At 67.0% G+C, this 12,467-nt stretch carries 12 protein-coding genes; all 12 read right to left on the bottom strand.

Annotated features, from left to right (window positions below; genetic code table 11):
• Positions 1 to 222 precede the first annotated feature (222 nt).
• The 12 genes from tatC to dop all read right to left on the bottom strand — a co-directional run bounded on the left by tatC (position 223) and on the right by dop (position 12,431).
• On the bottom strand, positions 223 to 999 hold the full coding sequence (tatC, locus tag ABD683_RS16625) for a twin-arginine translocase subunit TatC (RefSeq protein WP_344771188.1): 777 nt from the start codon (positions 997 to 999) through the stop codon (positions 223 to 225).
• A 41-nt stretch (positions 1,000 to 1,040) separates the two neighbouring features.
• The gene (gene tatA / locus ABD683_RS16630) at positions 1,041 to 1,262 is read right to left on the bottom strand and encodes a twin-arginine translocase TatA/TatE family subunit (RefSeq protein WP_344771189.1); all 222 of its coding nucleotides are present in this window, start codon (positions 1,260 to 1,262) and stop codon (positions 1,041 to 1,043) included.
• A gap of 8 nt (positions 1,263 to 1,270) precedes the next feature.
• The gene (locus ABD683_RS16635; RefSeq protein ID WP_344771190.1) at positions 1,271 to 2,239 is read right to left on the bottom strand and encodes a helix-turn-helix transcriptional regulator; all 969 of its coding nucleotides are present in this window, start codon (positions 2,237 to 2,239) and stop codon (positions 1,271 to 1,273) included.
• Between the two features lie 76 nt (positions 2,240 to 2,315).
• The gene (locus ABD683_RS16640) at positions 2,316 to 3,284 is read right to left on the bottom strand and encodes a helix-turn-helix transcriptional regulator (protein ID WP_344771191.1); all 969 of its coding nucleotides are present in this window, start codon (positions 3,282 to 3,284) and stop codon (positions 2,316 to 2,318) included.
• Between the two features lie 12 nt (positions 3,285 to 3,296).
• Positions 3,297 to 4,211 (bottom strand): FKBP-type peptidyl-prolyl cis-trans isomerase, encoded by a 915-nt coding sequence (locus ABD683_RS16645; RefSeq protein ID WP_344771192.1) that lies wholly within the window; start codon positions 4,209 to 4,211, stop codon positions 3,297 to 3,299.
• Positions 4,212 to 4,284: 73 nt separating this feature from the next.
• Positions 4,285 to 5,646 carry a Pup--protein ligase gene (gene pafA / locus ABD683_RS16650; RefSeq protein ID WP_344771193.1) on the bottom strand — a complete coding sequence of 454 codons (1,362 nt, stop codon included), beginning with the start codon at positions 5,644 to 5,646 and terminating at the stop codon, positions 4,285 to 4,287.
• 13 nt (positions 5,647 to 5,659) lie between these two features.
• Positions 5,660 to 8,608 (bottom strand): hypothetical protein, encoded by a 2,949-nt coding sequence (locus ABD683_RS16655; protein ID WP_344771194.1) that lies wholly within the window; start codon positions 8,606 to 8,608, stop codon positions 5,660 to 5,662.
• A 39-nt stretch (positions 8,609 to 8,647) separates the two neighbouring features.
• Positions 8,648 to 9,343 (bottom strand): proteasome subunit alpha, encoded by a 696-nt coding sequence (gene prcA / locus ABD683_RS16660; protein ID WP_344771195.1) that lies wholly within the window; start codon positions 9,341 to 9,343, stop codon positions 8,648 to 8,650.
• A 13-nt stretch (positions 9,344 to 9,356) separates the two neighbouring features.
• A complete protein-coding gene (gene prcB, locus ABD683_RS16665) occupies positions 9,357 to 10,178 on the bottom strand; it encodes a proteasome subunit beta (protein ID WP_344771617.1) in 822 nt (273 codons plus the stop codon).
• Positions 10,178 to 10,372 carry a ubiquitin-like protein Pup gene (locus ABD683_RS16670; RefSeq protein WP_344771196.1) on the bottom strand — a complete coding sequence of 65 codons (195 nt, stop codon included), beginning with the start codon at positions 10,370 to 10,372 and terminating at the stop codon, positions 10,178 to 10,180. Before ABD683_RS16670 ends, prcB begins: the two co-directional genes overlap by 1 nt.
• 47 nt (positions 10,373 to 10,419) lie before the next feature.
• On the bottom strand, positions 10,420 to 10,926 hold the full coding sequence (locus tag ABD683_RS16675) for a GNAT family N-acetyltransferase (protein ID WP_344771197.1): 507 nt from the start codon (positions 10,924 to 10,926) through the stop codon (positions 10,420 to 10,422).
• A 2-nt stretch (positions 10,927 to 10,928) separates the two neighbouring features.
• Positions 10,929 to 12,431 carry a depupylase/deamidase Dop gene (gene dop / locus ABD683_RS16680; RefSeq protein WP_344771198.1) on the bottom strand — a complete coding sequence of 501 codons (1,503 nt, stop codon included), beginning with the start codon at positions 12,429 to 12,431 and terminating at the stop codon, positions 10,929 to 10,931.
• Positions 12,432 to 12,467 lie beyond the last annotated feature (36 nt).

Genomic DNA, 12,467 nt, shown 5'->3' on the forward strand with positions numbered 1-12,467 from the left:
GGCGCGCATCGCGTCGATCGTGATCCCCGAATCCATGCCTCCAGACTACTAGAACGCATGTTCGATGACCAGTGAAAAACCCTGTGAATTCAACGAAAATCAGCGATGCTTGTCCACAAGGCAAGCCGCCGGACCAGCCTGTCCACAAACCAAGCCCGCGCCCTTGTATGTGCGCCCTTCAAACCGGCCAAATCCACGACGCGAGCCACGCAACGCAACTGACTAGAGCGGGGACGCTTCGTCGTCGGAGAGCTCTTCGGGGGTCGCCTTGGCCTTGCGACGATCCGTCACCCGGGCGATGACTTCCGAGACCAGGTACAGCACGGTCATGGGCACCGCGAGGAAGAGCATCGTCAGGGGGTCGGTGCTGGGCGTCGCGACGGCGGCGAACACGAAGATCCCGATGACGGTCCATGGCCGGGCGGAGGCGAGCTGACGGCCACTCACGATGCCGAGGCGGTTGAGCATCACGACGACCAGTGGGATCTGTGCGGCGATGCCGAACACGAGCACCGTACGGATCACGAAGTTGAGGTAGTCGCCCAACGTCAGCAGCACGTTGACCGACTCGGGCGCGAAGCTCACGAGCACCTCAATGCCCTTGGGCAGCACGAAGTAGCCGGCCGCAACCCCGGCGGCAAACAGCGGGGCACCTGTGGCGGTGAGCAAATAGGCCCATCGGCGCTCGTTGTGGTGCAGCGCAGGGAGCACGAAGCGCCAGATCTGGCCGATCCACACCGGGGCGGCGATCACCAACCCGATGACCAGCGCGAACTTCAGCCGAAAGCTGAACGCACTGCCGACCCCGCCGCTGAGCACCAGCTCGGCCTCGAAGCCCTTGCGCTCGAGCAGCGGCGCGATGCCGTCGACGTACGGCTGCTTGAGGAACTCGAATGCCGACGGATAGATGATCCAGCCGACGATCGTGCCGATGAGGATCGCCACCACGGCGATGACGAGACGTCGCCTGAGCTCACGCAGGTGCTCGACGAGCGGCATCGTGCCTCCTGGCGGAGGCGTGCCGCGGCGAAGCGCCAACCTCAGCCCTGTTCGGGCTTCTTGTCCGCCTCTGCCGACTCGAGGGCCTCGGGCGCCGGAGACTCGTCCTTGGCGTCGTCACCCAGGTCCTTGACCTCGGACTTGAAGATGCGGAGTGCGCGGCCAGAGCCGCGGGCGAGCTCGGGGAGCTTCTTGCCGCCGAACAGCAGCAGCACGACACCGAGAAGCAACAGAATCTCTGGCGGACCGATCGAACGGAACATGGCTACTCCTAGTTGGGTGACTCGACTTCATCGTACGCGCGTAGTGCCAATGCAGCCTGAGTGGCCACATCTGCGGCGAGTTCGGCGGGCTCGATCACGGCGACCGAGCCGGCATTGCGCAGCACGAGCCGGCGCAGCCATCCCCAGTCGGCACCGTAGAGCCGGGCGCGCCAGGTGCCGTCGTCGGCTTGCTCGATCAGGTCGACCTGGTAGTACTCCGTCAGCCAATGGGCGCGCGGGTGCAGGTCGACCAGGGCATATGGGGTCTCCTCCCCCACCGTGAAGAAGCCGTCGGACAGGTCGCGGGGGGTCACGTCATGCTCCTCCGCGTCGAACGACGTGAGCTCCGCGGCGACGATGCGGTCGAGCCGGAAGAACCGCAGGTCCTCGGCCTTGAGGCACCACGCCTCGAGGTAGAGCTTGCCCTGTTCGGTGAAGAGTCGTCGGGGGTCGACGTGGCGATCGGTCTGCTCGTCACGCGAGGCGGTGGCGTACGTCAGCTCGAGCCGTTTGCCGGTGGCGAGCGCCTGCACGATCGTCGAGTGGATCGCGGGGTCGACCTCGTCGAGAACCACATCGACCGGAGCTGAGACTGAGTCGCCGACCGCGGCCTCGAGCTTGGAGAGGGCACTGTCGATGACCGTCAGCTCCTCGCCGCTCGCGGACGCACGCAGCGTACGGAGCGCCACGATCAGCGCCGCGCCTTCGCTGGTGCTGATGCGGAGTGGCCGGGTCATGAACTCCGCGTCGCGGATCGCGACGACACCGTCGTCCTCGAGCGCGGTGAGGTCGAAGTCGATCAGCTCTCCGGGATATTCGCCGACTCCGGTGTACATCAGCAGGCGCAGGTCGTCGCGGATCTGCTTGGGCTTGACCCCGAACTCGGCAGCGACGTCGTTGACGGGGATGCCGTCGTGCGACTGGAGATAGGGCACCAGGGCCAACATGCGCACGACCTGTGAGCGGGAGCGAGTCATGTCGACGTCTCCGTGGACAACCCACAATGCGGAGCCGTCGACATGACAGCCCCGTTGTGTCCTCGCTGGCGCTGGGTCATGCGTTGACCGTCCCGCTGGCAGCGGCTTTGAGACGTGTGACGACGGCATCACGTACGGAGGGCGGCGACACCACCACGACGTCGGGACCGTAGGACGCCACCTCGGAGGCGAGCTCCCAGTCGGACGAGTAGCGGATCGCCACCTCGTCGAGGTCATCGTTGATCGGGGTGACCTTCTCGGCCAGGCGGCGCAACGACAGCCCGCGGCCCTTGCGGATGCGGAGCACGGCGGCCTCGTCGGGCGGAGCCGGGAACAGCCCGCGGGCGAGGTCCTTCATGTCGGTGCCGTCGGGCACCTCGTACGAGCCGGCGGCCCCGATCGTCGAGACCTGGCCGATGATGCGTGACAGCCGGAAGATGCGCGGACCTTCGCGGTCGAGGTCGAATCCGCCGACGTACCAACGGTCGTGCCACGAGATGATCCCCCATGGCTGCAGGTGGCGCTCCATCGCCTCGCGGCCCGGTCGCGCGTAGGCGAACGACACCGGGATGCGCCGCGTCACGGCATCCCAGACGACGTCGAACGAGGGCTCGTTGGTCGAGAGCTTGGGCTCGGCCATGCGCAGCACCGAGGTGTCGACGTCGACACCGATCGCCTTGAGCTTCATCAGTGCGGTGGTCGAGTCGTTGGCGAGACCCGCGTGCTCCCACACCTGGGTGGCCAGACCGATGACGGCAGCCTCCTCGCGGGTCAGCTCGAGATCGGGCAGCTCCGCCTCGTCGCGGCGGATGCGGTAGCCGACCTCGTCACTGAAGTACGTGTCGTTGCCGCCGGTCTCGACCGGGATGCCGAGCTCGCGGAGCTCTTCCTTGTCGCGCTCGAACATCCGGTCAAATGCATCACTGCTCGGAGCATCGCGATAATCGGCGATTGCATCGCGAATCTGCGCCTTCGTGAGGAACTGCTTGCTCACGAGCAGCGCAAAGATGAGGTTCATCAACCTCTCGGTCTTGCGCTCGGCCATGACAGGAGGATGTCAGGAAGCGTCGAGCAAGTCGATCGAGAAGATCAGCGTGTCGCCACCCTTGATGTCGGCGCCGCTGCCTTCCTTGCCGTACGCGACGTCAGCCGGGCACACGAGAACGACGCGGCTGCCGACCTTGAGACCGGGCAGCAGGTCGGTCCAGCACTTGATGAGCTGGCCTTCCGCGAGCGCGAACGACGACGGAGCGCCACGTGTCCACGACGAGTCGAAGATCTTGCCCGTGGGGTAGATCTGGCCGAGGTAGTGGACGCTGAGCGTCTGACCGAGCTTGACGACGGGGCCGTTGCCCTCGATCACGACGTTGGCGCTGGGCTTGTCCTTCGTGGGGGCTGTCTTTGCGGTCTTCTCGAACTTCGACGGCTGCGACTTGTCGTCGAGTACCAGCTTGGGGAGGTCCTTGGGGAGAGCCTTGGGCTTGCCTGCTGCCGCGGTCGGCACCTTGGAGACGACGTCGAAGAGGAACACCATGGTGTCGTCCTTCTTCATGCCGAGATCGGGCTGCGCCTGGCCGAAGCCGTCCTTGGGCGGGATGGCCACCAGGACACGGCTGCCGACCTTCTGGCCGGTCAGGCCCTTGACGAAGCCGGGAAGGACTTCCTTCTCCGACAGCGTCAGCGTCAGCGGCTTGTCGCTGGTGAAGGAGTTGTCGAACTCCTTGCCGGTGCGTCCGTTGATGGCGACGTAGTTGACCTTGACGGCATCGCCCGCGGCCAGCACGAGACCGCTGCCCGGCGTGACGACCTTGGAGGTCGTCTTGGTGGCCGTGAAGCCCTTGCCGACGGTGACCTTCGGCTTGGAGTCCTTGCTGACGCTGATGTCGCCCAGACCACCGCCGGAGCTGTCAGAGCCGCATCCGGCGAGAACCAAGCTGGTGGCGGCAACAGTTGCCACGAGGAGACGACGCACGAAGGAACCTTTGGATCGGTGGAAGGGCCGTTGGTCATCGTATCGACAGAAGCCAAGAGGATGCTGAGGCCGGTCACATACCGTCGATGAGTCGCTGCACTCGCTCGTCGTGCGAGCGGAACGGATCCTTGCACAGGACGGTGCGCTGCGCCTGGTCGTTGAGCTTGAGGTGTACCCAGTCGACCGTGAAGTCGCGCCGGCGTTCTTGCGCCCGCTTGATGAAGTCGCCACGCAGGCGAGCGCGCGTGGTCTGCGGCGGTATCGACTTCGCGGCAAACACGTCGAGGTCGTTGGTGACGCGCGCGACGGCGCCCTTCTTCTCGAGGAGGTAGAAGATCCCGCGGTCACGACGGATGTCGTGGTAGGCGAGATCGAGCTGGGCGACGCGCGGGTCACCCCAGCTCAGGCCGTTGACCGAGCGGTAGCGGTCGAGCAGCTTGTACTTGATGACCCAGTCGATCTCGCGCTCGACCAGCGAGAGGTCCTCGGACTCGACGGCCTTGAGCGTGCGCTCCCACAGGTCGAGCGTGCGGGTGATGGTCGGCGTGTGCAGACCGTGGCGGTCGACGAACTCGGCGGCCTTGCCGAAGTACTCCGCCTGGATCTCGAGGGCCGACAGCTCACGACCGTTGGCGAGCTGGACCTTCTTGCGGCCGGTCATGTCGTGGGCGATCTCGCGGATGGCGCGAATGGGGTTGTCGAGCGTCATGTCGCGCATCGACACGCCGCCCTCGATCATCCGCAGGACCAGGTCGGTCGTGGCGACCTTGAGCAGCGTCGTGGTCTCACTCATGTTGGAGTCGCCGACGATGACGTGCAGGCGGCGGAACCGCTCGGCGTCGGCGTGCGGCTCGTCGCGGGTGTTGATGATCGGACGTGAACGCGTGGTGGCGCTGGAGACGCCCTCCCAGATGTGCTCGGCGCGCTGGCTGACCGAGAAGATCGTGCCGCGCGGCGTCTGCTGGATCTTGCCCGCACCGCAGATGATCTGGCGCGAGACCAGGAACGGTATGAGGACATCCGCGAGCCGGCTGAACTCCCCTGCCCGGCTCACGAGGTAGTTCTCGTGGCAGCCGTAGGAGTTGCCCGCCGAGTCGGTGTTGTTCTTGAACAGGTAGATGTCGCCCTCGACACCGTCGTCGGCGAGCCTCTGCTGGGCGTCGATCATCAGACCCTCGAGGATGCGCTCGCCTGCCCGGTCGTGGGTGACGAGGTCGACCAGGTCGTCGCACTCCGGCGTGGCGTACTCCGGGTGGCTGCCGACGTCGAGGTAAAGGCGGGCGCCGTTGCGGAGGAACACGTTGCTGCTGCGGCCCCACGAGACGACGCGGCGGAACAGGTAGCGGGCCACCTCGTCGGGTGACAGACGGCGCTGGCCCTTGAACGAGCACGTGACGCCGTACTCGTTCTCGATGCCGAAGATCCGCCGATCCATGGGGCCAGCCTAGTCACGCCCGCCTGACACCGCGGGACAACACGGCGCCAATCGCGCACAGGATCGCGCCGAGGATCACCGCTGCATGGACCGAACCAGGCGGTATGCCGAGGTAGACCGTGATGCCGAGGATGCGTGACAGGCCCCAGGGCAGCAGCGCCATCTGGTCGTTCCACGCTGTCATGGCGTCCTCGAGCCCGATCGTGGCGACGAGTGCACCCATGCCCAGGAGCGGCACGCCGGCGGCCAGCAGGACGACGCCCCAGGCGCGGCGGCGGGTCGTCGATGCCGCGATGGCCCACCCGGCCGCGACGAGCACCCAGAGGAACAGCGCGACCGCGACCGTGACGTAGACCGTGCGCGCACCCGGCTCGGTCCAGAACATGAGCCAGTAGCGACCCGGTCCTCGGATCGACAGCACACCGAGGAGCAGCAGCGTACGGGCGATTGCCGCTCCCCCGACGGCCGCCAGGACCGGGAGGCGCAGGCGTGCCGGCAACAGGACGTACAGGGCAAGCGCGAACAGCAGCCAGCCGCCGAGCACGAGGACCAGATGCGCCGGCGCGGCGAACCACGTGTAGATCCCGCGACTCACGGCCAGCGCGACGACGGGAACGCCGACGAGCAGCGCGAGGTCCCGCCCGCGTACGTCGAGGTCCTTCGTGCGCCACGGACGGGTGAAGCCGGTCCAGTGCGCCCTCGCCGCGACGGAACGGCCGAGCGCTCCCAGCAGCATCCAGCCCGCGAGCAGCACGAGAAGCCCACGGGCCGCCCACGCCATGGGCAGGTCGCGGTCTGCGCGTTCCAGCCCGATGTCGGCGGCCGTGAGGTTGTAGGCGGGCAGGTCGAGGTTGCCGGCGTACGCCTCCTCGTGCGCGTCTCGCGCGGCGATGAAGGCAGCGCGGGCGGACTTCCACTCGTCGCGGGCCTCGCTCGAGCCGGTGTCGAGCCATTGTGCGTGGCGCAGCACCATCGAGCGGTATGCACCCAGCATCGTGAACAGGTTGACCTGGTAGTCCGTGGCTTCGATGAAATGCTGGCGCAGGGCTGGCTCGCGCCAGCTGCCGGCGGGCGTGTCGGCGATGAGCTTCTGCATCTGCTTGGCCGTCGTGACGGCCTCGGCTCCCCCACCGATCGCCTCGTCGAGCTCGTCCTTGCTGACCTCGTAGATGACGTCGAGCACGGCGCTGTCGCCGGTGAGGATGTCCCACTCGAAGATCCACATCATCGGCGGCGGCTCGAGGCCGAGCGCGAACACGCGATGGTCGGCGTACGGACCGATGTAGAGACCCGTCGACACGGCTTGGCGCGACAGCGCCATGGCGTCGCCGATCGCCTTCACCGTCGCTGGATCGTCGGAGAACCAGCGGTGAGCCCAATCGGCGGTGATCTCGGCCGGGTCGGTCGTCGGGTCCTGCGCAAGACGCGCGGCCGCATACGTGTTGAGCTCGTAGAGCTGCCAGAACCCGCTCTTGAGCTCGAGCGACATCGGCCCGGCGCGCCACGGACCGCCGTCCTGCGTCCACGTCCAGATGCCCTCCACGTGAGGGTTGGGGGCAGTGAACCGCTGAATGGCCTGCTGATAGAGCGTGCCGAGGTCGTTGGGCAGCGAGCCGTAGCCCTCGAACTCGCGACGGCTCTGCAGCTCGATGATCCGGCGCTGGTCGCCCACCTCGAGCGTGTCGTTGAGCGGCAGGTGGCTGTAGAAGTCGCCGAGGGTGTACTTCGTCGAGACGATCAGGTGGTCGCTGTCGATGCCGTCGAGCACGGATTCGTACGACCCCTGGTTGGTGTGCATGTCGCCGACCGCGCCGACGCCGACACTCCAGCTGCGGAAGATGACTTCCTTGTCGGCGGCCTCGGCCTCGTCAACGAATGCGTTCAGCATCTGACGCACCGACTTCACGGACGTCACGGCCAGGTCGGAGTAGTAGTCCCAGCCCGGGAGGTCGTAGACCTTGCCGGCCTCACCGATGCGTACGAGCGTGCCGTCGATGTAGGGCATGCCGGCGTAGACCTCGTCGAGCCCCGCCCGGTAGACGTCCCACATGGCCTGGTCGTCGGTCGTCAGGCCCTGGTCGTCGAAATACTTCTCCAACGGTGTGCTGAGCGCCAGCATGTCGGTACGGAAGTAGACCTTCATGCCCATGTCGTGGGCGTACTTCCACATCGGTCCGAACGCCGCCTGCATCGCCTTCGCGCGGTCGATGTGGTCGGTCTTGCCGGTGTAGATCTCGTGGCCGTCGCCGACCTCGCTGAACGTGACGTACTCCAGGAAGCCGGGAACGGCGATGGCGTTGTAGCCCTCGGCCAGCACATGGTTGACGTAGGTCTTGAAGTCCTCGTTGGCCTCGGTCAGCGCGGACCGGTCGATGTAGGGAGCCTTCGGCAGGATCACATCGGCGAACGCACCGGAGTTGTGCGAGTAGTCGGTGCCCTTCCTCCATTCCTTCGGGTCTGGTGTGACTCCGGCGGCGCCGAGATCGACCATGCGGAACGGCAGCCCGGGAGTGACGGTCCTGCCGAGATTGGCCAGGACGTCACGGCCCGTACGCACGCGGTCGGCCATGTCATACAGCGCCGCGGTTGCACCTGCCGGCGACGTGGAGGTGATGACGGGTGCGGACGCCGAGCCCGACAGCTGGTAGCTCTGGTCGGTTCCGGCTCCGGTCACCCGGACCGTGAGCGTGCTGGTGCCCTGGCGTCCGGGTGCGGCCTTGACGACCTCGGCGAGCTCGGTGGCCGCACGGCGTACGCGCGGGTCGTCGGGTACGGAGCTCAGCGTGATGTCAGGTGCCGGGACGCGTGCGCTGGCCGGCGCGGCCGTGAGCTGCTCGATCGGTATGGCGGACGACTCGGTGCGCAGACCGAGTGCGGAGCCGATGCCGCTTGCCACCCCCCAACCGACGGCCAGCAGGATGATCACCACGAGGGCAACCGTGATCGATTGTCCCCGGCGCATCCGAGGAGTTTATCGAGCCGGGGGTTCAGTCAGCGGGCGTCAGGATCCCAGCGCGGCCACGACGTCGGACTCGGGGATGCGTCGGAACTTGCGAGGCTGCGAGCGAGCCCGGGTCAGCACGGCCACCTCGAGCGAACCGGCGTCGACGGTGCGAGGCGGCTCCACGTCGTGTCCCAGTGACGTGACGGCTGTCTTGATGGCTGTCGTGAGGTCCATGCCGGGCTTGTAGCTCGCGCCGAGGTGCTCCTCGACCTGCTCGCTCTGCCCGCCCATGACGCCGAAGCCCTGCACGTCGGCGACGGAACCGTCGTAGGTCAGGCGGTAGATCTGGTCGTCATCGGCGGTGTCGCCGACCTCGGCGACAAAGATCTCGACCTCGTACGGCTTCTCACCGCCGGAGGAGAAGATCGTGCCCAGGGTCTGCGCGTAGGCGTTGGCCAGACCGCGACCCGTGACGTCGCGGCGATCGTAGGAGTAGCCGCGCATGTCGGCCAGGCGCACGCCGGCGATGCGAAGGTTCTCGAACTCGTTGTAGCGACCGACGGCCGCGAAGCCGATGCGGTCGTAGATCTCGCTGATCTTGTGGAGCGCCTTGGAGGCGTTCTCCGACACGAACAGGATGCCGTCGGCGTACTGGACGATCGCGACGCTCTTGCCGCGGGAGATGCCCTTGCGGGCGAAGTCAGCCCGGTCCTTCATGAGCTGCTCGGGCGAGACGTAGAACGGTTGTGTCATGGGGTCTCTCCTCTCAGCTCAGCGGGGCGGTCGGGCCGTCGGGACGTACGAGACGACCACCGATGACATCATCGGCGATCGCTCCGACCTCCTCGTCGGCGAGGCGGCGGTAGCCGTCGGCGGTGACCACCGCGACAACCGGGAAGATGCGACGCGTCAGATCGGGTCCACCCGTGGCGGAGTCGTCATCGGCTGCGTCGTAGAGCGCCTGGATGACGGCGGTGACACAGTCGCCCTCGGTGAGTCCGGGGCCGTAGAGCTTCTTGAGCGCTCCCCTGGCAAACACCGAGCCCGAGCCGACCGAGTGGAACGCGTGCTCCTCGTAGCGACCACCCGTGACGTCGTAGGAGAAGATGCGGCCCTGGGCCGTCTCGAGGTCGAATCCGGCAAACAGGGGTACGACGGCGAGACCCTGCATCGCGAGGCCCAGGTTGCCGCGGATGAGTGCGGCGAGGCGGTTGGCCTTGCCGTCGGCCGACAGGACGATGCCCTCGATCTTTTCGTAGTGCTCGAGCTCGACCTGGAACAGGCGCACGAGCTCGATCGCGAGCCCCGCGCTGCCGGCGATGCCGATGCAGGAGAACTCGTCGGCGGGAAAGACCTTCTGCATGTCGCGTTGGGCGATCAGATTGCCCATCGTCGCTCGGCGGTCGCCGGCCATGACCACGCCGCCGTCGAACGTTGCGGCCACGATCGTGGTGCCGTGCGGGGCCAGGTCGCCGTGGTTGCCGGCGCCGCCGCGGGCAGCGGCACCCGGCAACAGGTCGGGCGCGGTCGTCGAGAGGTAGTCGGCGAAGGAAGACGATCCGGACAGGCGGTTGCCCTCCGGGAGCATCACTCGCCGCCCTTCTGCACGAAGCTGCGGACGAACTCCTCGGCGTTCTCCTCAAGCACGTCGTCGATCTCGTCGAGGATCGAGTCGACGTCGTCGTCGAGCTTGACCTTCTGCTCGACGTCGACCTCGGTCGCCTCGGCCGTGACCTCGGGCTCGGTCTGTTTGCGGGTGTTCTTGTGCTGCTGCTCGGACATACCTGAACCCTATATCGCCACGGAAGCGCCGCGTGGTGATCTCGGGGTCAGTGGTCGAGGGATCTCTCGAACCATTGGACGTCGACATGGCGCCCGAGCTTGTATCCGGCTTCCGTGAACGTGCCGATCGAGGCGAACCCGCAGGCGAGGTGCAGGCCCGTCGACGCCGGGTTGGGCAGCGCGACGCCCGCGTACGCGCGGTGCAGGGTCGGGACGGCCACCAGCCTGCGGATCAGCTCGTCGTACAGCGCGCGGCCGATGCCCTGCCCGCCCTTGCCGGGGGCGACGTAGACCGTGGTCTCGACCGACGAGTCGTATGCGGCCTTGACCCGGAACTGGCTGCTGGTGGCATATCCGGCCGGAGATCCGTCGATGTCGGCGACCAGCAGCACGTGCCGGTCGTCGACCGAGTGGTCGTCGAACCAGCCCCGCCGCGCCTCGACGGTGAGCTCGTCGAGGTCGAACGTCGCGTGAGACGTGCGTATGTAGTGGTTGTAGATCTCCGTCAGCGCAGGCAGGTCGTCAGGAGCGCCGAGGCGAACGTCGACAGTCATGCTCACCGCCGGGTGATCGCGGCGAACAGCTCGGACGCCGTGGTGCTCGTCTCGAACAGTGCGCCCACGTGCTCGGCGGTCCCGCGCAGCGGCTCCATCGTCGGGATCCGCTGCAACGAGTCGTGTCCGGGCAGGTCGAAGATCACCGAGTCCCACGAGGCGGCGGCGATGTCCTTGGCGAACCGCGCCAGGCACATGCCGCGGAAGTAGGCGCGGGTGTCGTGTGGAGGGTCGGTCACGGCGGCCGCGATCTGGTCCTCCGTGATCAGGCGCTCCATGCGGCCTGCACGCACCAGCGAGTGATAGAGCCCTTTGTGCAGCCGGATGTCGTGATATTGCACGTCCACGAGGTGCAGCTTGGCGTGGTCCCAGTCGAGCCCGTCGCGCTCGCGGTACTGCTCCAGCAGCGCCAGCTTGGCGACCCAGTCGAGCTCGCGGACACACTCCATCGGGTCGCGGGCGAGTCGTTCGAGCACGCTCTCCCACCGGGCGATGACGTCGTCGGTCTGCTCGTCCGAACCTTCGCGCTCGACGAAGGACTTGGCCAGCTCGAGGTAGTGGCCCTGGATCTCCAGAGCCGTCATGCGGCGGCCGTCGGCCAGCTCGACGGTGTGCGTCAGCGATGGGTCGTACGAGATCTCGTGCAGGGCGGTGACCGGCGCGGCGAGGGCGAGGTTGCCGGTGACGAAGCCGGCCTCGATCATCGCCAGCACCAGCGAGGTGGTGCCGTGCTTGAGGTAGATCGCCGTCTCGGAGCAGTTGGCGTCGCCGATGATGACGTGCAGCCGCCGATACTTCTTGGGGTCGGCGTGCGGCTCGTCGCGGGTGTTGATGATGGGGCGCTTCAGCGTCGTCTCCAGGCCGACGCCGACCTCGAAGTAGTCGGCACGCTGGCTGACCTGGAATGCGTGGACGCTGCCGTCCTGCTTCTGGCCGACCCGGCCGGCGCCGGTGAACACCTGGCGTGACACGAAGAACGGGGTGAGGTGCTCGACGATCTGGTCGAACGGCACGTCACGGCGCATCAAGTAGTTCTCGTGCGACCCGTAGGACGCACCCTTGTTGTCGATGTTGTTCTTGTAGAGCACGATCGGCGCGGTGTTGGGAATCTGCGCGGCCAGCTCCGCGCCGAGCCGCATGACGTTCTCGCCGGCCTTCTCCCAGATCACGACGTCCATCGGGTTGGTGACCTCGGGGCTGGAGTATTCCGGGTGCGCGTGGTCGACGTACAGGCGAGCGCCGTTGGTCAGGATGATGTTGGCGAGGCCCATGTCCTCGTCGGTGAGCTGTGACGGGTCGGCGACCTCGCGGCTCAGGTCGAAGCCGCGGGCGTCGCGCAGCGGGTTCTCCTCCTCGAAGTCCCATCTGGCGCGTCGCGTGAGCCCGTGCGCCGCGGCGTACGAGTTGACGACGTGCGTCGACGCCACCATGGGATTGGCGTGCGGCTGCCCCTGCACGGCGATGCCGTACTCGACTTCACTCCCTTGCACACGCCTCACGGTCATGCAGCCACCCTACGGTTGCGGCTCGACCGAATTGCG

Source organism: Aeromicrobium panaciterrae (assembly GCF_039537165.1).
GTDB classification, from domain to species: domain Bacteria; phylum Actinomycetota; class Actinomycetes; order Propionibacteriales; family Nocardioidaceae; genus Aeromicrobium; species Aeromicrobium panaciterrae.

What these genes read in the sequence shown, in the direction of transcription:
- tatC (WP_344771188.1), bottom strand. Translation starts at nt 999, where the DNA reads ATGCCGCTCGTCGAGCACCTGCGTGAGCTCAGGCGACGTCTCGTCATC.
- tatA (WP_344771189.1), bottom strand. Translation starts at nt 1,262, where the DNA reads ATGTTCCGTTCGATCGGTCCGCCAGAGATTCTGTTGCTTCTCGGTGTC.
- ABD683_RS16635 (WP_344771190.1), bottom strand. Translation starts at nt 2,239, where the DNA reads ATGACTCGCTCCCGCTCACAGGTCGTGCGCATGTTGGCCCTGGTGCCC.
- ABD683_RS16640 (WP_344771191.1), bottom strand. Translation starts at nt 3,284, where the DNA reads ATGGCCGAGCGCAAGACCGAGAGGTTGATGAACCTCATCTTTGCGCTG.
- pafA (WP_344771193.1), bottom strand. Translation starts at nt 5,646, where the DNA reads ATGGATCGGCGGATCTTCGGCATCGAGAACGAGTACGGCGTCACGTGC.
- ABD683_RS16655 (WP_344771194.1), bottom strand. Translation starts at nt 8,608, where the DNA reads ATGCGCCGGGGACAATCGATCACGGTTGCCCTCGTGGTGATCATCCTG.
- prcA (WP_344771195.1), bottom strand. Translation starts at nt 9,343, where the DNA reads ATGACACAACCGTTCTACGTCTCGCCCGAGCAGCTCATGAAGGACCGG.
- prcB (WP_344771617.1), bottom strand. Translation starts at nt 10,178, where the DNA reads ATGCTCCCGGAGGGCAACCGCCTGTCCGGATCGTCTTCCTTCGCCGAC.
- ABD683_RS16670 (WP_344771196.1), bottom strand. Translation starts at nt 10,372, where the DNA reads ATGTCCGAGCAGCAGCACAAGAACACCCGCAAACAGACCGAGCCCGAG.
- ABD683_RS16675 (WP_344771197.1), bottom strand. Translation starts at nt 10,926, where the DNA reads ATGACTGTCGACGTTCGCCTCGGCGCTCCTGACGACCTGCCTGCGCTG.
- dop (WP_344771198.1), bottom strand. Translation starts at nt 12,431, where the DNA reads ATGACCGTGAGGCGTGTGCAAGGGAGTGAAGTCGAGTACGGCATCGCC.